Here is a 21,704-nt window from a genome sequence, read left to right as displayed (position 1 = left end):
AGATAGGTCTACAACGGCACGGCTACCACGGCGCCTTTCGTGGCCCACCCGAGCGGGGCACGACCAGGCCGAACTCATACGCCAGCATCACCGCCTGGGCCCGGTCGCGGGCGCCGAGTTTGGCCAGGACTCGGCTGACGTGGGTCTTTACGGTCTCGGCGCTCACCGTGAGGCGGGCGGCGATCTCGGCGTTGGACAGGCCCTCCGCGATGAGGCGGAGCACTTCGGTTTCGCGCGGGGTCAGGAGGGCGAGCGGGGAGGGTTCGGCGGTGTGAGGGCGCAGGCGGACGAACTCGCCGATGAGGCGGCGGGTGACGGTGGGGGCGAGCAGGGCTTCGCCGGCGGCGACCACGCGTACGGCCTCGAAGAGGCGTTCCGCGGTCATGTCCTTGAGGAGGAAGCCGCTGGCGCCGGCGGCCAGGGCGTCGTAGACGTACTCGTCGAGGTCGAAGGTGGTCAGCATGACGATGCGCGGGCCGCGGCCGGGTCCGGTGCCCGCCCCGGCACCCGCGATGATGCGGCGGGTGGCCTCGATGCCGTCGAGGACCGGCATGCGCACATCCATGAGGACGACGTCGGGGCGCGTCTCGCGGCAGACCCCCACCGCCGCGGCGCCGTCCGCCGCGCTGCCGACGACGGACAGGTCGGGCTGGGTGTCCAGCAGCGCGCCGAATCCGGCGCGCACCACGTCCTGGTCGTCGGCGATGACGATGCGTACGGTCATGCGGCCGCCTCGCGCAGCGGCAGTTCGGCCGCGACGACGAAGCCGCCCGCCGGGCCGTGTTCGGTGCGCAGGGTGCCGCCGGCCATGGCGACGCGTTCGCGCATGCCGAGGAGGCCGTGGCCGGCGTCGGCGTCGCGGGCGGGGGCGGGGCCGGCGGTCGGGGCGGGGCCGGCGCCGATGTCGCGTACGGTGACGCACAGCGCGCCCTCGGCGTAGTGGAGTTCGACGTCGACCGGCGCGCCGGGGGCGTGTCGGCGGGCGTTGGTCAGGGCCTCCTGGACGATGCGGTAGGCGGTGAGCTGCAGGCCCGGGTCCAGGGGGGTGATCCGGCCGCGTATGACGAGCCGGACCCCGCCGCCCGCGGTGTCGCGGGCCTCGTCGACGAGGGTGAGGAGCTGGTCGAGTCCGGGCTGTGGCCGGCGCGTCGCGGGCGCCTCGGCCGACGCGTCGTCGCGCAACACGCCCAGCAAGCGGCGCATTTCGGTGAGCGCCTGCCGGGCCGTGTCGCCGATCGCCAGGAGCCGCTCGGCGCCCAGTGGGGGCAGCCCGGGGGTGGTCAGCCGGGCGGTCTCGGCCTGCACGGACAGGGTGGAGATGTGGTGGGCGACGACATCGTGCAGCTCGCGGGCGATCCGGGCCCGTTCGCCGCGCGCCGCGTGTTCCAGCACGGTGTGCGCGTACGCCCCCTCGGCCGCGGACCGGGCGGCGGCCTCCCCGCCGGCCCGCCGTGCCGCGCCGGCCGCGAGCGCGGCCGCGGCGCCCACCAGCAGGGCTGTGCCGAAGGGCTTGCCGCCCGCCGCGGTTGGGGCCGGGCCCACCGCGTACGCCACGAAGGGGACGGCGAGCAGGAGCGTGGTGCGGGGCGAGCGGCGCAGTCCGGTCAGATAGAGCAGTGCGGCCAGGGCGGGCAGCGCGGCGGCGCAGGGCAGCCGCCCGCTGAGGGGGGTCAGCAGGACCGCGGCCGTCACCGCCGTGGCGGCGGGGAGGAGTTGGCTGCGGGCGAAGGCGAGCGGTGCGGTAGAGCCGAGGACCAGGGCCAGGGTGAGCGGGATGTCGGCGCGGGGCCGGTCATCGATGGGCACGACGGCCTGGAGCAGCCCGGCGGCGCACAGCGCCGCGGCCGCCACGAGCGGCAGATCCGGGGCGCGGCCGAGCCGCCGCAGCGCAGCCACCCAGCGCCCGGCCGCGCCGCGCGCCCCGGCCACGCCTCGCCCAGCCGCTGCGCGCCCGTCAGCCCCGCGCCCAGCCACGGCGCGCCTGTCAGCGGCCCGCGCCGCCGCCCCGCGCCCGCCCGCGGCCAGCCCGCCCGCAGCCCGCTCCGCCACGCCGGCCAGGGGCTTTCTCCACCTCACGCCGGTCATTATGCGGCGGGCGGCGCTCCCTGCCGTCCCCCGCGCGGGGGACACCCGGGCCGGAAAGATTCCCCACCGGCGTGACGGCCCACCGCACACCGCTGCGTAGCGTCCCTGGGCATGGCGAAAACCATGACGGGCCTCTCGATCGAGGCCCACGACCTGCGGAAGCGCTACGGGCCCACGGCGGCCGTGGACGGGCTGACGTTCGCGGTGCGGCCGGGCCTGGTCACCGGGTTCGTCGGGCCCAATGGCGCGGGGAAGTCGACGACCATGCGGATGGTGATGGGGCTCGACGCCCCGGACGGGGGCACCGCTCTGATCGGCGGCCGGCCGTACGCCTCGCTGCGCGAGCCGTTGAAGGTCGTCGGGGCGCTGCTCGATGCCGAGGCGGTGCACCCCGGGCGTCGGGCGCGCAGTCATCTGCTGTGGCTGGCGCGGTACAACGGGCTGCCCGCGCGGCGCGTCGACGAGGTGTTGGAACTGGTCGGGCTCGCGTCCGCGGCACGGCGGCGGGCGGGGGGATTCTCGCTGGGGATGCGGCAGCGGCTCGGTATCGCGGCGGCGCTGTTGGGCGATCCGCCGGTGCTGATTCTGGACGAGCCGGTGAACGGGCTCGATCCCGAGGGCATCCAGTGGATCCGTGGCTTTCTGCGGTCGCTGGCCGCCGAGGGGCGCACCGTGCTGGTCTCCAGCCACTTGATGAGCGAACTGGAGGACACCGCCGACCACGTCATCGTCATCGGCCGGGGCCGGCTGCTCGCGGACACCGATGTGGCGACGCTGCTGGCCGCCGCGTCCAAGGGGCGCGTGACGCTGCGTACCCCGCGCCGCGCGGAAGCGGTGACGGCGCTGACCGGGGCCGGGGCCGAGGTGGCGGTGTTGGGGCCCGACCGGCTCACCGTGGACGGGCTGGCCGCCGAGCGCGTGGTGGCGCTGCTCGGCGCGGGCGGGGTGCCGTTCTCGGAGGTGGCGGCGCATCGCGCCTCACTGGAGGAGGCCTATTTGGAGCTGACCCGGGACGCCGTCGAATTCCAAGCGCGGGAGGGCTCGTGATACGCGCGATCCGCGCCGAGTGGACCAAGCTGATGTCGGTGCGCAGCACCGCCGTCGCCCTGCTGGCCGCCGTCGCCCTGACCGTCCTCATCGGCTGTCTCGCCGCGCAGGGCGGCCACGGCAACGCCAACGACGCCCCGCGGACCGTCGACCACTTCAGCTTCGTACACCGCGAACTCACCGGCGACGGCAGCGTCACCGCGCGCGTCGCCCGGCAGAAGGACAGCGCCCCCTGGGCGAAGTCCGGCGTCGTCATGAAGGCGTCCACGGCCAGCGGCTCCTCGTACGTGGCCCTGATGGTCACCCCCGACCACGGTGTACGGATGCTGGCCGACGCGAAGACCGAAGTCACCGGCAGCGGCGACACCAACGCCCCGGTGTGGCTGCGGCTGACCCGCTCGGGGCGGAATGTGACCGGGTACGAGTCGGCGGACGGCCGTACGTGGCGGAAGGTCGGGACCCTCACCGTCCGCGCGCTGCCGACACGCGCCCAGGCGGGGCTGTTCGTGGCCTCCCCCGCGCGCAAGCACGAGCGCCATGTGGGTCCCGGTAATGTCACGGGCAGCTTCGAGCCCACCACCGGCACCGCCGTCTTCGACCACGTGGCCCTGGCGCCGGCGGCGGGCGACTGGCAGTTGACGGACGTGGCCGAGGCTCCCACGGCCGGCGGGCCGCCCGCCGAGATCCGCACGGCGTCGGACAATCCGGGCACCCTGCGGCGCGACGGCGGCGCGTTCACCGTCACCGGGAGCGGCGACATGGGCCGCATCGGGATGGCCGGCGTCGGCGACATGCTCAACAGCTTCGACCGGGTCAAGGACAGCCTGTCCGGTGCGCAGTTCGGGATAATTGCGGCGATCGCGCTCGGTGTGCTCGCGGTGACCTCCGAGTACCGGACCGGCACGATCCGTACGACGTTCAGCGCCTCCCCGCGCCGGGCCCGGGTGCTGGCCGCCAAGGCCGTCGTGCTGGCGGGCACGGTCTTCGCCGCCGGGCTCGCGGCGACCGTCACCGTCCTGCTGCTCACCCGGCCGATCCAGAGCCGCAACGGCATGGGGCCGCCGACCTTTCCCGACCCTTCCCTCACCGACCCGGCGGTGCTGCGCGCGGTCGTCGGCACGGCAGCCGCCATGGCCCTGGTCGCGCTGTTCAGCCTGGGCGTCGGCGTGCTGGTGCGGCGTACGGCGGGGGCGGTGATCCTGCTCTTCTCGGTGTTCCTCGTGCTTCCGATCGTCGCCCGGATCAGCTCGGTCGGTGTCAACGACGGGGTCAACCGGGCAACCCCGATCGCGGGTCTGGCGATCCGCCAGACCCTCTCCCTGATCGACGACTCGATCAGCCCCTGGGGCGGCCTCGCCGTGCTGTGCGGGTACACGGCGGTGGCGCTCGGCGCCGCGTTCTGGGTGCAGGGCAGGCGCGATGCGTGAGGCGCGGCGCACCGGGCGGGGGCTGAGCGCAGGGCGGGCGCTGCGCGCCGAGTGGACCAAGCTGTGCACGGTGCCGTCCCAGCTGTGGACCCTGGCGGCCCTGGCCGCGCTGATGGCGGGCGTGACCGCGCTCACCGCCGCGGGCCAGGGGCGCCCCCGGGACACCCCGGCGGACCCGGTGGCGCTCGCCCTGTCGGGCGTCTACGCCGCACAACTCGCCGCCCTCGCGGTCGGGGTGGCGCTGGTCGCCTCCGAGTACCAGCCGAGGGTGATCCGTACGACGCTGGCCGCGCACCCGGGACGGACCGGCGTCCTCGCCGCGAAGGCCGCCGTCGTGACCGCGGCGGTGCTCGGCGCGGGTGTCCCCGGGGTGCTCGGGTCGGTGCTCGCCGGGCGGGCCGTGCCGGCGGGGCGGGGCCACGGTACGGCGGCCCTGTCCGACCCGGAGCTGTGGCGGGCGGCCGTCGGCACCCTGCTGTACCTGGCGCTGGTCGCGCTGCTGGGCGCCGGGGTGGCCGCCGTGCTCCGGCACGCCGGGGTGGCCGTCGGGGCCACGGCGGCGCTGCTGTACGGCCCGTTTCTGGCCACGAAGGTCATCCCGATGTCCACGCACACTCTTCACCTGGTCCAGAAGGTCTCGCCGATGAGCGCCGGCCTCGCCGTCCAGACCGCCCTCCCGGGCACCGGCCCCGCGCCCCTCGGCCCGTGGGCGGGGCTCGGTGTCCTCGCGGCCTGGGCCGGGGCGGCGCTGGCCGTGGGGTGGGCGGGGCTGCGGTTCCGGGACGCGTGACGGGACCTGAGTCAGCTTCCCCCAGGTGAGCCGACGAGGGAGTCGAACCCCAGCGCGCGGTAGCGCTCGTTCCATTGAAGTGCTCTCCCGGCTGAAGCCGGGAGATTCCCACCTACCTTGCGGTGACGGGCTTGACGCCATGAGTGCGCCTGACGACTGCCCTTCCGGCAGCCGGGATGAGCGCGTGGCCCATCCGGTACAGGTGAAGGACGTTCCGGGCTGCGTTGTGGTCTGCGTTGCATGACCATCCGCAGTCCGGGTTCTTGCATACGAACGTGGCCTGGTCCTCCCGGCTGCCCGGCGTGGTGAAGCCGCATGCGGAGCAGCGCAGGGAGGTGCCGGGGGCGGGGACTTTGTGCAGGGTGCCGCCGTGGCGGGCGGTCTTGTACGTCAGCATGGTCACGGTGCGGCCCCATGCCTCCTGGCTGATGGAGCGGTTCAGGCCGGACTTCTGCGCGACGTTCTTCCCCGGGTTGTCGATGGTGCCCCTGGCGGACTTGACCATGTTCGGAATGTCCAGTTTTTCCACCACGATCACACCGTAGGTGCGGGCGAGCCGCGTGGTGGTCTGGTGCTGCCAGTCAGAGGCGCGGCGCGTGGCTCTTGCGCGTAGCCGTTTGATCTGGTCGTAGGTGTTCTGAAGTCGGCGGGGGGTTTTCTCGCCGCGTTTGCGGAAGCTCTTGCGGTGTGCGGCGCGCCGCTCCAGGCGGAGCAGTTTGGCCTTCTCGTCGGGGTTCAGCCACTTGCCCCGGTCGGCGGTGCCGTCCGGGAGCCGGGGCGGGCGGCCGTGGCCTTGGTGGTTGCCGTCGGACAGGGCGAGGGGGACGTTGACTCCGGCGTCGATGCCGACCTCGGGGCCGGTGCGCGGTTCAGGTGCGGTCTGGAGGGTCTGGACACGGAAGGCGATGTGCCAGCCGAGGGCGTCCTTGACCAGCCGGGCCCCGGTGATCCGGTTGTCCGCGCTCGCGTTTTTCCCACGGGCAGGTCGCGGGTCCAGCGGAACCGGACCCGGCCGACCTTGGGGATGTTGACCATGCCCCATCGGCGGTGCACCCGCTTGATCTGAAGGTCACGCCCCTGGGGAATGTCCACCGACATCACCGTACGGAAGCGGGCTTTGAAGTTCGGCTCGTCGGCCCGGCCTTCCCAGCAGTTCTTCCATGCCTGGAAGTAGGTCTTCAGCACCGCCTGGGCAGCCTGGGCCGGGAGGACGGCGAGCCAGTCGATCTCCTTGCGGGCCCGCCGGATCGCCTCGTCCGCGGCTTTGAGGGACCGGCGGCACTTCGGCGTCATCGTCCATAAGTCGTGCAGGAGATTCCACGTCGCCCGCGCGGCGTGAGCCTGGGCGTCGATGAGCCGGACCTGCGCAGGGGTCAGTGCCAGCCGGGCCCGATGCCCGAACTGCCACTTCATCCCAGCACGTTCCGTTATACCCGCCCAAGGTCCAGCTCTCCAAACTGGTCAACTCCCTCAAGGGCGTCTCCGCCCGGCTCCTGCGCAAGGAGTACGACGCCCACGTGCGCCGGTACCTGTGGGACGGCCATTTCTGGTCCGGCTCGTATTTCGCCGGAAGCTGCGGCGGGGCACCACTGACCGCCGTGCGCCAGTACATCGAGAACCAGCAGCACCCCGTGTGACGGCCGCCCTGGGCGCGGGCCAACAACACAGACGTGCCCACAGCCGAGGTCACGGCAGTCTTGGGGTGCGCTTACGGACGGGCATACGCGTCAGCCGAGGACGCGTACGGGCGAGCCATCGAGGAAGGCACGGATGTCCTCGACGGCGTCGCCGTAGTACCGGCGGTAGTTGTCCTGGGAGACATAGCCCAGATGCGGGGTGGCCAGCAGCCGGGGCACGGTGCGCATGGGGTGGTCCGCCGGAAGGGGTTCGACGTCGAACACATCGACCCCCGCCCCGGCGAAGGCGCCGCGCCGCAGGGCGTCGATCAGCGCGTCCTGGTCGACGATGGCGGCCCGGGAGGTGTTGACGAGGTACGCGGTCGGCTTGAGCAGGGCCAACTCGGCGGCGCCCAGCAGCCCGCGGGTGCGGTCGCTCAGCGCCAGGTGGATGGAGACCACATCGCTGGAGGCCAGCAGCTCCTCCTTGGAACCGGCGAGCGCCACCCCGACCTCGTCGGCCCGCTGCCGCGTCAGATTCTGGCTCCAGGCCGTCACCTCCATCCCGAAGGCCGTCCCGATCCCCGCCACCCGGCTGCCGATCTTGCCCAGGCCCAGCAGCCCCAGCCGACGGCCGTGCAGATCCGCGCCGACCGTGCTCTGCCAGGGCCCGCCCGTACGCAGCGCGGTGTTCTCGACGACCAGGCCACGGGCCAGGCCGAGGATCAGCGCCCAGGTCAGCTCGACCGGCGGCGCCTGGGAGCTGGCGGTGCCGCAGACCGTCACCCCATGGCGCTCGGCCGCGGCGTAGTCGATCACCGAGTTGCGCATCCCGGAGGCGATCAGCAGCTTCAGCTTGGGCAGCCTGGAGAACAGCGAGGCGGGAAAGGCCACGCGCTCGCGCAAGGTCACGATGAGGTCGAAGTCGGCCAGAGCCGCGGCGAGTTCATCCTCGGTGCCGAGGTGCTCGGTGAAGCTCACCGCCTCCACCCGATCCAGGACGGGCGTCCAGTCGGCGCTGGTCATGGCCACCCCCTGGAAGTCGTCGAGCACCGCACAGCGCAGCTTCATTCCGCTCCCTCACCGCGGCTTTCCGCGTTATGTTGTCCGTTTCGTTGTCCGGGCACGGCCTGTGAGGCTGTTCCCGGCACAGGTTTATCGGGAATACTGCCCGCCGTGGAGCAGCGCATAGGACCGAGCACCCCGCCCGTGCCCGCCGCCGGGTTCGATCCGGCGTACATCCCGGGCATCACGGCCCCGCGCCCTGATGAGCCGAAGGAGGCAACCGAGCCCTCACCCGAGGACGCCGTCCCTGACGAGGCCGCAGTCGCCGCGGATGTCGTCGATGACGTCGATGCCGTCGATGACGAGCGGGCCGAATCCGCGGACGCGGCCGAAGAGGACACCGCCGAAGCCGAGACCGCCGACGCCGAGGCGAGGGCCGAGGACGGAGGCGAGGAGGAGGCCGACGGCCCCGTCTTCAATGCCTCCGACCACCGCGGCTCGATCAGCGCCGGCCGTCGCGGTGTCACCCTCCTGCTGGACGGCGAGACGGCAGAGTTCGACTGGAGCGAGATCGGCGCGGTCGAGATCGACACCCCGCGGTTCGGGCGCCGGTTCTCCGTCACGGTCTACACGACCGCCCGTCGCTGGTACTCGGCCGATATCGCGGCGTCGTCGAGGAAGGCCCTCAAGGAGTGGACGGCGGAACTCGACGCGGTTCTGGACACCTACTTCGAGGACACGAAGCCCGAGGACGCGAAGGCCAAGGACAAGGCCGAGCCCGAGGACGCCGAGCCCGAGAAGGCCGCGTCCGAGGCCGCCGAGTCGTCGGACACCGAGCCCTCGGACGCCAAGACCTCAGACGCCAAGTCCTGAGGTGTCCCCGCGCGTCCGGCCGGGGTCATCCCGGCGGCCGCGCGGCCATCAGCCTTCGTACGGCCATCGGCTCGGCGAGCACCAGGTCGAGCACCTGCCGCGCATGGCGGACATACGGGGTGGTGCCGTGCCGGGCGAGGGCTTCGGGATCCGTCCACTCTGCCACCACCACCATGTGGCCGGGGATGTTGGGGTCGGCGTACGTCCGGTAGGCGAGACAGCCGGGCTCGTCCAGGGACGGTTCGATCAGCGCCTCCAGGGCGGTGCGGAGCCGGTCCTCCTGACCCGGCTCCGCCACGCACTCGGCGACGACGACAAGCGACATGCCGGAGCCCCTTGTGGCGGCCAGTGGCCGTCAGGGGCGGGCCGGGCCGGTACCGGCGCCGGACGCGGTGATGGCGGAGGCGATCTCGTCCAGATCGGCCCGGGCAAGCTCCACGCCGCCCGCCCCGATCCAGCCGTCGGCCTGGCCCGACTTGCGGGCGCCGACGATGGCCCCGGTGATACCGGGCCAGGCCAGCGCCCACGCGATGGCCACCTCGGCGACGGAGGCCCCGTGCCGCTCGGCGACGGGCCGCAGCGCGTCGGCCAGCTGGAGATTGGCGGCCAGGCCCGTGGTGAAGTCGGCGTGGGCGGAGCGCCAGTCGTCGGCGGACAGGTTCGCCGCGCGGTCTGCGGTGAAGGCGCCGGTCAGCAGCCCGGACTGGAGCGGGGAGTACACGATCACGCCGGTGTCATGGGCGTGCGCCCAGGCGATCTCGGCCGCGGCCGAGCGGTTGATGGCTGAGAACGGCGGCTGGATGACATCGACGTGGGCGATCCGCTCGGCGGCCGCCAACTGGTCGGCCGAGTGGTTGGACAGGCCGATCGCCCGGACCTTGCCTTCGGCCTTCAGATCGGCCATGACCTGCCAGTACTCCTCCAGCGGCGTGGCATTCGGGGACACCGCGCCGAAGCCGCCGCCGGCGTACTCCAGGGATTCGCCGGTGTCCGGGTAGTGCACCTGGTACAGGTCGATGTGGTCGACGCCCAGGCGCCGCAGCGAGTCCTCGATCTCGCGGCGCACACTGGCGGGCTTCATGATCCGGCGGGGCGCGGCCTTCGGATCGGCCGGGTCCCAGACCAGCCCGGCCTTGGTGAACAGATACGGGCGCTCGGCCTCGGGCAGCTCGGCCACGGCCTTGCCGACCAGTTCCTCGGAGTGGCCGAGCCCGTAGACGGCGGCGGTGTCGATCCAGTTGACGCCGGAGGCGACCGCGTGGCGGATCGCGGCGATCGACTCGGCATCGTCGGTGGCTCCCCAGCTGAAGCGCCAGTTGGCCCCGGACACCGCCCAGGAGCCGAAGCCGACCCGGGTGATGTCCATACCGGTGGTGCCGAGGGGGAGGGCGGGAAGGCCGTTGACGGTCGTGGTGGTCGTCGTGGTGGTCACAGCAGGTTCTCCTGAACGAGACGGGATGAGATGTGTCGCGCCGGAACCGTTGGAACCGTTCCGGCGAGACCAACTCTCTCCGCCTCGCGGCGGCGTACCCAGTGGCAGCCGGTGCCTGGGCACGGCGTGACCAGGCTGGCCTCCCCGCGATGCGAACGGGTTGGGGATACTTGTCGCATGGCACTGGACAGACGCGCGGAACTCGGCGAATTCCTCCGGTCCCGACGGGCCCGGCTGCGGCCCGAGGAGCTGGGCCTGCCGGGCTACGGCGGCCGTAGGCGGGTCCCCGGACTGCGCAGGGAGGAGCTGGCCCAGTTGGCCGGAGTGAGCGTCGACCACTACGTCCGGCTGGAGCAGGGCCGTACCCTGCACTTCTCCGAGGCGGTGCTGGACGCGGTCGCCCGCGCGCTGCGGCTGGACGCCGTCGAGCGCGACCACCTCTACCGGCTGGCCCGCCCCTGGTCGGAGGCGGACCGTACGGAGGCGGCGGACCTGCCGCAGCGCATACGGCCTGGGCTGCGGCGGCTGCTGGACTCGGTGACCGACGTCCCGGCGTACATCGTCGGCCGGAACACCGACGTCCTGGCCTGGAACCACCTCGCCGCGGCCTTGATCACCGACTTCGGGGCGTTGCCGCCGGCCGAGCGGAACCTGGCCCGGCTGGTCTTCCTGGACGAGGGCATGCGCAACCTGTACGCCGACTGGCCCGGCAAGGCGAGCGACGTGGCCGCCTATCTGCGGCTCGACGCCGCACGTCACCCCGACGACCCGGGAACGGCGGCCCTGCTGGACGAACTCTCCGCCGTCAGTCCGGAGTTCCGCGAGGCATGGGCGGAGCACCGGCTCAAGGACAAGACGCACGGGCGGTATGTCTACCGGCACCCCGTGGTCGGCGAGCTGGACCTCGGCTTCGAGACCCTGCGCCTGCCCGACGACCCCGATCAGGCGCTGATCGCCCACACCGTGGAGGAGGGCTCCCCGTCCGAGACCGCGCTGCGGCTGCTGACGGCATGGGCTCAGGAGCGCGGCGGCGCGCCGAGTGCCTGGGCGGTGGGGGTGGAGTCCGGTTTGAAGGAGACCGCCACCAGCGGGGCGTCCAGACCGGGGTCGGAGACGGTGAGCACGAGGACCGGATAGTCGGCCGCGTCGTTGCTGCGGGGCGGGGTGGAGTTCATGAGGTCGGACATCGAGTAGCCGTGCCGCAGCGCCGAGCGCGGCAGTTCGACCATGAAGCGCAGCGGCTTCTCGCGGGTGACGCGTATCGCCCCGTCCTTGGCGGCGGGGGTCTCGACGGACTTCGGCGACAGCCCCTTGGCCTCCGCCATCACGCCCTTCCCGTACGGGGCGCAGAAGCGGACCGACACCCCGCCGCGCGCGAGCGGCGGGTGGAGGACGAGCGGGCGGCGGCCCACGTTGATGCTCGCCCCGATGGTGAAGTGCTTCTCGCCGCCCATCGCGGATTTCGAGGAGTATCCGTAGCTGAGCGTGAGCAGCCGCGGCTCCTTTTCGTCCCAGACCCCGGGGTGGGGCGCGTCCTTCACGCAGGGGTCGTCGGCGGGCCATGGGGCGGCTTCGCCGGCCGCCTCCCGCGAGCCGCGGGTGCCCAGGTACACCAACGCAAGCAGGCTCACGACCAGCGCCGCGATCAGCGCGTACGAGCGCCGTGACAGGTTCAACTCCCCCTCCTTGCCCCACCTTGTCCGGTCCTGCCATCCAACCATGCCTGACTGACAAGGCGGCGAGCCGCCCGCCCACGGGGGTGGGCGGGCGGCTGGGCCCGTTCACGGCATGGCCAGGGCTTCCGTCGGGGAGAGCCGGGAGGCGCGGAGCGCCGGGTAGAGGCCGGCCAGGCCGCCGATGGCGAGGGTCGCGGCCAGGCCGCCGAGCAGCGCCCACGGCGGGATCACGACGGGCCAGCCCTGCGACAGCGCGTAGCCCGCCGTCACCGTGGCGCCCAACAGCGCGCCGCCCGCCCCGCCCAGGGCGGACAGAAGCTGGGACTCCGCGACGAACTGGGTACGGATCTGGCCCCGGGTCGCGCCCAGGGAGCGGCGCAGCCCGATCTCCGCCCGGCGCTCCAGTACGGAGATCACCATCGTGTTGGCCACCCCGACACCGCCGACGAGCAGCGCCACCGCGCCAAGGCCGAGGAGCAGCCCCGTGAAGGCCTCGCCCGCCGCCTGCTGGGCGGCCAGGGCGTCGGAGGGGCGGGAGACCTCGACCTCGCCGGGCGCCTCGGGGTTGGCGGTGGCACCCAGGACGGAGGCAACCGACTCGACCGCGGAGTCCTGCGAGCGGGTGTAGATCGTGGTGGGGCGCCCGTCGAAGTACAGCTCGCTCTCGGCGGCGCGCCAGCCGACGAGGGCCGCAGTGTCCAGCTCGGGGGCGAGCGGGGCGGGTTCGAGGACGCCGACGACGGTGAACCACCGGCCGCCGATCAGGACCTGGGTGTCCGGGCCGACCTGCCCGATCCCGAGCCGTTCCGCGGCGGTGGCGCCGAGCACGGTCGTCGGGTAGGTGCTGGTCGCGCCGTTGAGCCAGCTGCCGGTGCGGAGCTCGGCGCCGAGGGTGGCGCGCAGATCGGTGCGGGCGGCGTAGGCGGCGAGGCCGTTGGTCTCCGCCTCGGGGATCTTGTCCGTACGGTAGACCTTGGCGTCGGAGAGCTTGCCGACGGCCGACACCGAGTACACCGGGCCGATCCGCGACACCATCTCCTCCGCGGTCTCCGGCAGCCGGGCCTGGCCGCCGGACATCGTCGAACCGGGCGAGACGGTCAGCAGGTTGGTGCCCAGCGCGGCGAGGCTGCGGTCGAGATCGGCGCGGGAGGACGACGAGATGCCGACCACCGCGACCATCGCCGCGATGCCGATGGCGATGCCCAGCGCGGAGAGGAACGCCCGCAGCGGGCGGGTGCGCAGGCCCACCGCACCGACCTTGACCACGTCGCGGGGGCGCAGCCGGGCGGGGCGGAGCGCATCGGCGCGCCGGTCCGTACGCCCACGCCCACGGCGGTCCGTACGCCCGGCCCGGTCCGTACGCTTCGTGGACTCCATAGGCTCCGTACGCCCAGAGTGTGTGTCCGTGGCCATCAGTCCGCCACCACCCGCCCGTCGCGCATCCGCACCTGCCGGGGCAGACCGCCCGCGATCTCCCAGTCGTGCGTGATGATCACGACGGTCGTCCCCCCGGCGTGCAGCTCCCGCAGCAGCCGCATCACCTCGGCGCCGGAGACCGAGTCGAGCGCGCCGGTCGGCTCGTCGGCCAGCAGCAGCGCGGGGTCGCCCGCGACCGCGCGGGCGATGGCGACGCGCTGGCGCTCGCCGCCGGACAGTTCGTGCGGCTCGTGGTGCACCCGGTGGCCGAGCCCGACCCGGTTCAGCATCAGCGCGGCGCGCCTGCGCCGCTCGCCCACCGGCAGCCCGGAGTACAGGAGCCCGTCGGCGACGTTGTCCAGCGCCGAGGTGCCGGTGGCGAGGTGGAAGTGCTGGAAGACGAAGCCGATGCGGCTCGCCCGCAGCGCGGAGAGCTTGGTGTCGGAGAGCGTGCCGATGTCGTAGCCGTCGATGCGCACACCGCCGGTCGTGGGCCGGTCCAGGGTGCCGAGGATGTGCAGCATCGTCGACTTGCCGGAGCCGGACGGGCCGACGATGCCGACGAGTTCGCCCGGCGCGATGTCCAGGTTGACGCCGCCCAGCGCGGTGACCCCGCCCGGATAGGTCTTGGTCACATCCGTCAGACGGATCACTTGGGCACCCCCACCTTCGTGCCCTCGGCGAGGCCCTCGCCCGAGATCTCCACCCGGCCGTCGGCGAACAGACCGGTGGTGACCGGCACATACTCCGAGGTCGAACCGTGGACGACCTCCACGCCGAAGCCGCCCTCGGCGAGCGCCAGCAGCGCACCGACCGGCACGGTGAGCACGTCCTTACGGGTCTCGGAGGTGAAGTCGACGTGCACCGCGGCCAGGGCGTAGGCGTCGGCGGCCTTCCGGCCCGTCTCGTCCTTGAACCCGACGACCACCTCGACCTTCGTCTTCGCCTCCTCCCCCTGCCCGTTGCCCGGCTCGATCACCGTGGCGACGTCCTGGACGGTGCCCTTGACGGTCCGGTCGTCCGGCAGCTCGACCTCGACCTCCCTGCCCTTCTTGGCCAGCCGCTGGTCGGCGGGGTCGAGCTCCACCGTGACGGCCTGCTCGGTGCCGGTGTACGACAGCACCTTGCCGCCGGGGCCGACCGTGTCGCCCTTACGGGCCGCCACGCTGTCCACCCGGACGGCGTCGGGCGCGAACACCACACTCCCGAGCTCCACGGCCCCGGTCTCCGCGAGCCCCAGGTCCTCCTGCCACTCGCGCACCGCGTCGGCCGTGGTGTCGGTGTACTCGTCGTCGACCGTGAAGCCCGTGTAGCCGAGCGCGCTGAGGTTCTTCTCCAGCTGGCGTACGTCCGCGCCCTCGGCGCCCTGCTTCAGGGCGCGGTACGCGGGCGTCGAGCCGTACATCAGCGTCACCGGGCGCCCGTCCACCTCGTACAGCGCCTTGCCGCGGGTGATCCGGTCCCCGGCGTCGGGCGCCTCGGTGACCGTGCCGGGCCGCCGGGCGGTCAGGGTGGTCGTCGGGCCGAAGCCGAGCTGTCCGTCGACGCTCTGGGTGTCCTTGAGCGTCCGGCGGGTCACCTCGGCGGTGCTCGGCGGCAGTTCGCTCGCCGCCTTGTCGCCCGAACCGCGGTCGCCAAGACCCAGCTTGGCGGCGGTGACGCCGCCGCCCGCCAGCAGGACGAGGACGGCGAGGGCCACCACTTTCCTGCCCCGGCCCCTGGCCTTACGGCGCCGGGGGCTGAGGGCAGTTGCCGGATCCGGCGCCTGCTCCGATGCCGGTTCCGGCGCCTGCTCCGACTCCCGCTCGGGTGTCCGCTCGCGCTCGGGTGTCCGCTCGCGCTCGGGTGTCCGCGCTCGCTCGCGCGCCGGCTCCCGGTCCTGCGCGCTGTCCACGGTCACCTCCCCCATCAGCCCTTTTCCTTGTGGAGCGTGCCGCCACCGCCGATGAACTTGTTGCACGCCTTCTCCGCCTTGGAGAAGTCGGGGTCGTCCGTGATCGATCCCTCGACCCGGAGTCCGCCCTCCGTCACCGGGTCCGGGAAGTTCTCCACGCCCTCCTCACGCATGCACTTGGCGTACTTGCGCATGTTCTCCTGCGCCTTCGCGTCCGGCTTGCGCCCGCCCCCGTTCTGCACCGGGTCGTACGCGCGGCAGGCCTCCTGGGCCTTCTCCACCGTCCCCTTGGGGGTGCCGGGCGGGATGGCGAGCCTGATCCCCTGCCCGGGCTCCGGGTCCTCCATGTCGATGCCGTGCTCGCGCATGCACTGCGCGAACTTGACCCCCATCTCCTGCGGGTCCATGCTCGGGCCCGCGCTGCCGCCGCCGTCCTTCTTCGCGCCGTTCGCCGAGGCCACCTTGCCGTCGCCGCCGCCGTCGGAGCCACATCCGGTCAGGGACAGGGCGAGGGTCAGCGCCAGTGGCACGGCCGCAGCCATGCCGAGGATCCGCCTGCTCATGTCGTCGTCTCCTTCTGCTCGATCGGTCCGTACGAGAAGGGATGCAAGAGCAGACCGCGTTTCCCCCACGTTTCCGTCACCCCTTAACGGCGCGGAAACGCCGGGACGGGCACCATGGCCTCGCCGAGGAGGGCCGGACGGGGAGGGTACGGATGCGGGTGCTGGTGGTCGAGGACGAACCCTTGCTCGCCGACGCGATCACGGAGTGGCTGCGCGACGAGCCGCACGCGGTCGACGTCGCGTACGACGGCGCGGCGGCGCTGGAGCGGCTGACCGTCAACGACTACGACGTGGTCGTCCTGGACCGGGACCTGCCCGGTGTGCACGGCGACGACATCTGCCGCGAGCTGGCCGGGGCCGGATCCGGAGCCGGAGGTGAGGCGGCGACCGGGGCCGGAGCCAGGGCCGGGGCCGGAGCCAGGGCCGGGACGACGGCGCGGGTACTGATGCTCACCGCCGCCGCCGAGGTCGCCGACCGCGTCGCCGGGCTCACCCTCGGCGCCGACGACTACCTCACCAAGCCCTTCGCCTTCGCCGAACTAGCCGCCCGCGTCCAGGCGCTGGGCCGCCGCAGCCGCCCGGCCGCGCCGCCGGTGCTGCGCCGGGCCGGTATCACCCTGGACCCGGCCCGCCGCGAGGTGTTCCGGGACGGGCGCTACGTACCGCTGTCGAAAAAGGAGTTCGCCGTGCTGACCGAGCTGCTGCGGGCCGACGGAAGCGCGGTCTCCGCCGAACAGCTGCTGGAGAAGGCATGGGACGAGCACGCCGACCCGTTCACCGGGGCGGTCCGGCTGGCCGTGCTGAAGCTGCGGCGCAAGCTCGGTGAGCCGCAGGTCGTCGAGACCGTCACGGGCGTGGGGTACCGGATCGTATGACGCGCCGCCTGAAATTCCCGCCGCGCCGGATCAGCCTGCGGGCCCGGCTCACCCTGATCTACGGAGGGCTGTTCCTCGCGGCCGGCGTGGTGCTGCTCGGCGTCACGTACGCGCTGTTCAACCAGCAGCTCGCCGGCGGCGGTCTGAAGATCTACGCACGCAACGTGAAGTCCGACGGCCCCGCCACGGGCCCGCCCCAGAATCAGGTGATCACCGGGGACGGCGATGTGCTCACCGACAAGACGGCCCAGAAGTGGGTGAAGGACGAACGCGACCGGCTGAACGCCGCCGCCACCACCTCGCTCATCACCCAGGGCGGGCTCGCCCTCCTGGTCGTCGGCGGCGTGGCGGCCGGCTTCGGCTGGCTGGCCGCCGGCCGGGTGCTGGCCCCGCTGCACCGGGTCACCGACACCGCCCGCCGTATCGCGAGCGCCCCCGCCGCCGACCGGGGCCTGCACGAGCGGATCGCTCTGCGCGGCCCCGACGACGAGGTCAAGGACCTCGCCGACACCTTCGACACGATGGTCGAACGGCTCGACCGGTCCTTCGACGGCCAGCGCCGCTTCGTCGCCAACGCCTCCCACGAGCTGCGCACCCCGCTGACCCTGGGGCGGGCCCTGGTCGAGGTGGCCATGCACCGCAGAACCGCCTCCGAGGACGTCAAACAGCTCGGCGAGAACCTTCTTGAGATCAACGCCCGCCACGAGCGGCTGATCACCGGGCTGCTGCTGCTCGCGAGTTCGGAGAACGAGATCACCGAGCGGGCGCCGGTCGATCTCTCCGACGTCGTGGACCATGTCGTCGGGCAGACCGCGCGGGAGGCGGAGGCGGCCGGGATCACGGTGACGCAGGAGACCGCCCCGGCCCCCACCACCGGCGACGCGCTGCTGCTGGAGCGGCTGGTGCACAACCTCGTCGAGAACGGCATCCGCCACAACACCCCCGACGGCGGCGACGGCGACGACGGTGGCGGCCGGGTACGGGTCGGCTGCCGCGCCCGCGACGACGGCCGGATCGAGGTCGAGGTGGACAACACCGGCCCCGCCGTCCCCCCGTACGAGCTCCCCGCCCTCTTCGAGCCCTTCCGCCGCCTCGGCACCGACCGCCTGGTCACCGCCAAGGGCGCGGGCCTCGGCCTGTCCATCGTCCGCTCCATCGCCCGCGCCCACGGCGGCGAGGTCACAGCCCGCCCCCGCGAGGGCGGCGGCCTGACCGTGACGGTGACCCTGCCCGCGCAGGCGGAGGCGGCCGACGCGCCGACCGCCCCCTCATAGCAGCTGCGCCCACCACCGTCGTCCTGAATGCTTGCCGGAGCAGGCGCTCATTGATGAACGACTGAACTTGCGGCTGACGAGGTATGAGCGGGTTGACCACCGGGTCGAAGGTGGGGCTAGCCCCATGTTCCGGGGCGGCAGAGTGCCGCTAGTTTCATCATCGCCACCGCGATTCTGGGCTACGCCCTGCGTATCCGTCACGTCTCGGATTTCGCATCCGAGCCACGGTTCGAAAGAGAGCCCAACTGTTCTTCGGCACCGGCATTTTCCGGCGTCCTCGTGCTTCGACGCCTCCTGCGGTCGGCCCGAACTGACGGAATTCCCCGGACTTAGGAGATCTGCATGCGTTCGGAGCAAGAGCGGCCGACCACGGACGAGCTGCTGCGCCTGCAGGACGTCCACAAAGTGTACGGGCGGTCGCGCAACAGCGTGGCGGCGCTGGCGGGGGTGTCGCTCGGCTTCCAGCGCCACACATTCACCGCTGTGATGGGCCCCTCCGGCTCCGGCAAGAGCACCTTCCTGCACTGCGCCGCCCTCCTGGATCGGCCGACGTCCGGCAGCGTCTTCCTGGACGGCCAGGACCTGACGACGATGAACGAGCGCTCGTTGACCAAGCTGCGCAGGAACCGGATCGGGTTCGTCTTCCAGAGTTTCAATCTGCTGCCCGCGCTGAACGTGGTGGACAACGTGACGCTGCCGCTGCGGCTGGCGGGCAAACGGCCCAACCGCAGGCTGGTGGACGACGTCATCGAGCGCACCGGCCTCACGTCCCGCCGCAAGCACCGCCCGGGCGAGCTGTCCGGCGGTCAGCAGCAGCGCGTGGCGATCGCCCGCGCCCTGGTCACCCGACCGGTCCTGCTGTTCGGAGACGAGCCGACCGGCGCCCTGGACACCGAGACCGCGCTGGAGATCCTGGGGCTGCTGCGCACGGCGGTGGATATCGGCGAGCAGACCGCGGTGATCGTGACGCACGACCCGGTGGCCGCATCGCACGCCGACCGCGTGGTGTTCCTTGTGGACGGTCGGGTGAGCGCCGAGCTCGCACGGCCCTCCGTCCAGGAGGTGGCCAGGCAGATGACCCAACTCGGCGCGTGGGCCCGGATGCAGCGGCCCGTGCGCACGGATCGGATGGTCTGATGCTGCGTCTCGCGCTCAAGACCCTGCGGTACCGCAAGGGCGGGTTCCTCGCGTCGCTGATCGCGCTGTTCGTCGGCGCCGTCGTCGTACAGAGCTGCGGCGGTCTGCTGGAGACCGGTATCCGTGCCGACGTCAAAGCCCAGCGGCTGGCCGCGGCGCCCGTCGTGGTGACCGGCAGCCAGGATTATCCCGGCCACGCGGTCGGTACCGCGACCGATCCGATGACCGAGCGAGTGTTGCTGGACGAGAGCCTGGTGGACGCGGTGGCCAAGGTGCCCGGTGTGGCCGCGGCCGTGCCGGACATCTCGGTGCCGATCACTGCGCTGGCCGACCGGCCGGCCGACGCGTCCGGGCACGGCTGGTCCAGCGCGTCGCTCTCGCCGTACAAGCTGGTTGCGGGGGCCAAGCCGACCGCGTCCGGCGAGGTCGTGGTGGACAGCGCCACCGCGAAGAGGCTGGGTGTGCGGCCGGGCGAGCGGCTGAAGGCGTCGGTGCGCGGCATCCCGCACGTCTTTCGGGTCAGCGGAATCGCCGAGAGCCGGATCGCCACCCAGTCCGTGCTGCTGTTCTCCGACGGCGAGGCCACTCGGCTGTACGACCGGCCCGGAAAGATCGACGACATCGGGGTGCTCGCCGCCCCGGGCACCGACCCGGCGAAGCTCGCCAACGCGCTCGATGACGCCGTCGCGGACCGCGGTGCCCAGGTGCTTCAGGGCGACGATCGGGGGGTTGCCGAGTTCCCGGACGCGATCAGCGGCAAGCAGAACCTGATTCCGCTCGCGGGCGCGTTCGGCGGCCTGGCGACCATGGTCGCGATCTTCGTGGTGGGCAGCACCGTGGGCATGTTGATGCAGCAGCGCCGCCGGGAGATGGCGCTGCTGCGCGCGACCGGGGTCACGCCAGGGCAGTTGCGCCGCATGGTAATGGCGGAAACGTCCGTGATCGCGCTGCTCGCGGCCGGCCTGTCGCTCGTACCAGGGCTCGCGTTTGGTCGCTTCATGTACGACATCCTGGTCCGGCAGGACCTGATCCCGGGCGAGATGATCTTCAGTCAAGGGTTGATCCCGCAGCTCGCCGGCTTCGGCGCCACGCTGTTCGCGGCGCTGGCCGCCGCCTTCATCGCCTCCCGCCGGGTGTCGAAGGTCCGGCCGACCGAGGCGATGGCCGAGGCAACGCTGCAGATCCGCTGGGTCAGCCCGATCCGTATGATCCTCGCGTTCCTGTTCCTGGGCGGTGCGACCGCGCTCGCGATCGTAACGGCGTCGGTGATGACCGGGCCCACGGCGGCGAGCACGGCCGGGCCCGCCGCGATGCTGTGGGCGGTCGGGATCGCCCTGGTGTCCCCGGGCCTGTGCCGCTGGCTGGCGGCTCTGCTGCGCCTGCCGGTCGGCTGGTTCACCGGGCTGTCGGGGCGGCTGGCGATGCTGAACGCGTCAGCGCGCAAGGTCCGGCTGGCCTCGGCAGTCACCCCGATCATGCTGGCGACCGGGCTGGCCACGGCACTGATCTACCTGCAGACCAGTCAGGACGAAGTCAGCAGCCGGATGTTCGCCGACGGCCTGCGGGCGGACGCTGTGGTCAGTTCGCAGAGCGGTGCGCTGCCACCGTCGCTCGTGGACACGCTCTCCCGCCTGCCGCAGGTCGCCGGAGCGTCCGCTTCGGTGTCCAGCGAGGCGCGGCTGGAGACCGTCCTCGACTCGGGGAAGGACGACAACGACACGACGGCGGATCGTCGCGTCAGGCCGATCCGGATCGACCTGCAAGGGGTCACGGCCTCCGGCGCGCGGCAGACGATCGGCTACCCGACCGTGCAGGGCGGCTACAGGCGCCTGACCGGCGACAGCATCGTGCTGCCCGCGGATGTGCTGGACGACAGCGGCAAAGACGTCGGCGACCGGGTGAGGCTGCGTTGGGGCAACGGAGAGGCGACCACGATGTCGGTCGTCGGATCGTTCACCCCACCGCGCGGGTTCGGCTACGCGATGGTGCCCGCGACCGAGCTGCTGCCCCGCACAACGACCGGCGTACTGCAGCAGATCCTGGTGAAGGCGGAGCCGGGGGTGTCGTCCACGGACCTGAAGACGGCGGTGCGGAAGGCGGCGGGCGGCGTGCCGGGAGTCGTCGTCGTGGACCGCGCGGAAGCGACCGTGGCGCACGCGCAGAGCGATAAGACCGGCCGGGTGGCGAGCTTCCTGCTAGCCGCAGTGGTGGTCGGCTATGCGGTGATCGCGCTGATCAACTCCCTGGTCGTGGCGACCGCCGAGCGGCGCAGCGAGTTCGCGCTGCAACGATTGATCGGCTCGACCCGCGGCCAGGTGATGTGGATGACGTCGGTCGAGGCGCTGGTGACGGCGCTGGTCGGGGTCGTGCTCGGCACCGGGGTCGCCGCTGGGTCACTGGTCCCGTTCGGGCTGGCCCTGGACGGGTCGGCGCTGCCCAGCGGGCCTTTGTGGATCTACCTGACGATCGTCGGGACCGCGGTGGCGCTGACGTTCGCGACGATCCTGTTCCCAACGTCGGTCGCGCTGCGGACGAGGCCTGTGGACGCCACCGCCCGCCCATGACGTCCGGCATCGGGCAGCCAGGTCGTGCTC

The 21,704-nt window shown here is 72.6% G+C and carries 18 protein-coding genes and 2 pseudogenes; 10 read left to right on the top strand and 10 right to left on the bottom strand.

Annotation, left to right across the window (positions count from 1 at the left end; translation table 11 throughout):
• Window positions 1–22: 22 nt before the first annotated feature.
• Entirely contained in the window at window positions 23–724 is a 702-nt protein-coding gene (locus ACFV2X_RS29460; protein WP_385622059.1) for a response regulator, read from the bottom strand.
• The gene (locus ACFV2X_RS29455) at window positions 721–2,076 is read right to left on the bottom strand and encodes a sensor histidine kinase (RefSeq protein WP_385622057.1); all 1,356 of its coding nucleotides are present in this window, start codon (window positions 2,074–2,076) and stop codon (window positions 721–723) included. Before ACFV2X_RS29455 ends, ACFV2X_RS29460 begins: the two co-directional genes overlap by 4 nt.
• 132 nt (window positions 2,077–2,208) lie before the next feature.
• Between ACFV2X_RS29455 and ACFV2X_RS29450 the strand changes: the two genes are divergently transcribed.
• From ACFV2X_RS29450 to ACFV2X_RS29440, 3 genes are read left to right on the top strand one after another with little or no spacing between them, the layout of a single operon-like run.
• Entirely contained in the window at window positions 2,209–3,132 is a 924-nt protein-coding gene (locus tag ACFV2X_RS29450) for an ABC transporter ATP-binding protein (protein ID WP_385622204.1), read from the top strand.
• Complete coding sequence (locus ACFV2X_RS29445; protein ID WP_385622055.1) at window positions 3,129–4,559, top strand: ABC transporter permease subunit; 1,431 nt, start codon at window positions 3,129–3,131, stop codon at window positions 4,557–4,559. The genes ACFV2X_RS29450 and ACFV2X_RS29445 overlap by 4 nt, the downstream gene beginning before the upstream one ends.
• Window positions 4,552–5,349 (top strand): hypothetical protein, encoded by a 798-nt coding sequence (locus ACFV2X_RS29440; RefSeq protein WP_385622052.1) that lies wholly within the window; start codon window positions 4,552–4,554, stop codon window positions 5,347–5,349. Before ACFV2X_RS29445 ends, ACFV2X_RS29440 begins: the two co-directional genes overlap by 8 nt.
• Before the next feature lie 112 nt (window positions 5,350–5,461).
• Here the strand turns inward: ACFV2X_RS29440 and ACFV2X_RS29435 are convergent.
• Window positions 5,462–6,762: pseudogene (locus ACFV2X_RS29435) on the bottom strand (RNA-guided endonuclease InsQ/TnpB family protein).
• Window positions 6,763–6,779: 17 nt separating this feature from the next.
• On the opposite strand from ACFV2X_RS29435, the pseudogene tnpA reads away from it, so the two are divergent.
• Window positions 6,780–6,986, top strand: a pseudogene (gene tnpA, locus ACFV2X_RS29430) (IS200/IS605 family transposase); the annotation flags it as partial.
• A 90-nt stretch (window positions 6,987–7,076) separates the two neighbouring features.
• Here the strand turns inward: tnpA and ACFV2X_RS29425 are convergent.
• Window positions 7,077–8,036, bottom strand: coding sequence for a D-2-hydroxyacid dehydrogenase family protein (locus ACFV2X_RS29425; RefSeq protein ID WP_385622050.1), 960 nt, complete (start codon window positions 8,034–8,036; stop codon window positions 7,077–7,079).
• A 105-nt stretch (window positions 8,037–8,141) separates the two neighbouring features.
• Between ACFV2X_RS29425 and ACFV2X_RS29420 the strand changes: the two genes are divergently transcribed.
• Window positions 8,142–8,843: a hypothetical protein gene (locus tag ACFV2X_RS29420; protein WP_385622049.1), complete on the top strand. Its 702-nt coding sequence runs from the start codon at window positions 8,142–8,144 to the stop codon at window positions 8,841–8,843.
• A 25-nt stretch (window positions 8,844–8,868) separates the two neighbouring features.
• Here ACFV2X_RS29420 and ACFV2X_RS29415 read toward each other — a convergent pair whose 3' ends face one another.
• Entirely contained in the window at window positions 8,869–9,168 is a 300-nt protein-coding gene (locus ACFV2X_RS29415) for a putative quinol monooxygenase (protein ID WP_385622047.1), read from the bottom strand.
• A 30-nt stretch (window positions 9,169–9,198) separates the two neighbouring features.
• Entirely contained in the window at window positions 9,199–10,275 is a 1,077-nt protein-coding gene (locus ACFV2X_RS29410) for an aldo/keto reductase (RefSeq protein ID WP_385622045.1), read from the bottom strand.
• Between the two features lie 177 nt (window positions 10,276–10,452).
• On the opposite strand from ACFV2X_RS29410, the gene ACFV2X_RS29405 reads away from it, so the two are divergent.
• On the top strand, window positions 10,453–11,412 hold the full coding sequence (locus ACFV2X_RS29405; RefSeq protein ID WP_385622042.1) for a helix-turn-helix transcriptional regulator: 960 nt from the start codon (window positions 10,453–10,455) through the stop codon (window positions 11,410–11,412).
• A 644-nt stretch (window positions 11,413–12,056) separates the two neighbouring features.
• Here the strand turns inward: ACFV2X_RS29405 and ACFV2X_RS29400 are convergent.
• From ACFV2X_RS29400 to ACFV2X_RS29385, 4 genes are read right to left on the bottom strand one after another with little or no spacing between them, the layout of a single operon-like run.
• Entirely contained in the window at window positions 12,057–13,328 is a 1,272-nt protein-coding gene (locus ACFV2X_RS29400) for an ABC transporter permease (RefSeq protein ID WP_385622040.1), read from the bottom strand.
• Window positions 13,329–13,363: 35 nt separating this feature from the next.
• The gene (locus ACFV2X_RS29395) at window positions 13,364–14,020 is read right to left on the bottom strand and encodes an ABC transporter ATP-binding protein (protein ID WP_089513719.1); all 657 of its coding nucleotides are present in this window, start codon (window positions 14,018–14,020) and stop codon (window positions 13,364–13,366) included.
• Complete coding sequence (locus ACFV2X_RS29390; protein ID WP_385622038.1) at window positions 14,017–15,276, bottom strand: efflux RND transporter periplasmic adaptor subunit; 1,260 nt, start codon at window positions 15,274–15,276, stop codon at window positions 14,017–14,019. The genes ACFV2X_RS29395 and ACFV2X_RS29390 overlap by 4 nt, the downstream gene beginning before the upstream one ends.
• The gene (locus ACFV2X_RS29385) at window positions 15,276–15,824 is read right to left on the bottom strand and encodes a hypothetical protein (protein WP_385622036.1); all 549 of its coding nucleotides are present in this window, start codon (window positions 15,822–15,824) and stop codon (window positions 15,276–15,278) included. Before ACFV2X_RS29385 ends, ACFV2X_RS29390 begins: the two co-directional genes overlap by 1 nt.
• Window positions 15,825–15,976: 152 nt before the next feature.
• On the opposite strand from ACFV2X_RS29385, the gene ACFV2X_RS29380 reads away from it, so the two are divergent.
• The 4 genes from ACFV2X_RS29380 (at window position 15,977) to ACFV2X_RS29365 (ending at window position 21,674) form a co-directional block, all read left to right on the top strand.
• The gene (locus tag ACFV2X_RS29380) at window positions 15,977–16,699 is read left to right on the top strand and encodes a response regulator transcription factor (RefSeq protein WP_385622034.1); all 723 of its coding nucleotides are present in this window, start codon (window positions 15,977–15,979) and stop codon (window positions 16,697–16,699) included.
• Window positions 16,696–17,973, top strand: a complete 1,278-nt coding sequence (locus ACFV2X_RS29375; protein ID WP_385622032.1) for a sensor histidine kinase — start codon at window positions 16,696–16,698, stop codon at window positions 17,971–17,973. The genes ACFV2X_RS29380 and ACFV2X_RS29375 overlap by 4 nt, the downstream gene beginning before the upstream one ends.
• 342 nt (window positions 17,974–18,315) lie before the next feature.
• Window positions 18,316–19,110 (top strand): ABC transporter ATP-binding protein, encoded by a 795-nt coding sequence (locus ACFV2X_RS29370; protein WP_385622030.1) that lies wholly within the window; start codon window positions 18,316–18,318, stop codon window positions 19,108–19,110.
• Entirely contained in the window at window positions 19,110–21,674 is a 2,565-nt protein-coding gene (locus tag ACFV2X_RS29365; protein ID WP_385622028.1) for an FtsX-like permease family protein, read from the top strand. Before ACFV2X_RS29370 ends, ACFV2X_RS29365 begins: the two co-directional genes overlap by 1 nt.
• The last annotated feature ends 30 nt before the right edge of the window (window positions 21,675–21,704 follow it).

The sequence above is a fragment of the Streptomyces sp. NPDC059679 genome (genome assembly GCF_042734105.1).
Classification (GTDB): domain Bacteria; phylum Actinomycetota; class Actinomycetes; order Streptomycetales; family Streptomycetaceae; genus Streptomyces.
This window is presented reverse-complemented; position numbering and strand designations above follow the sequence as displayed.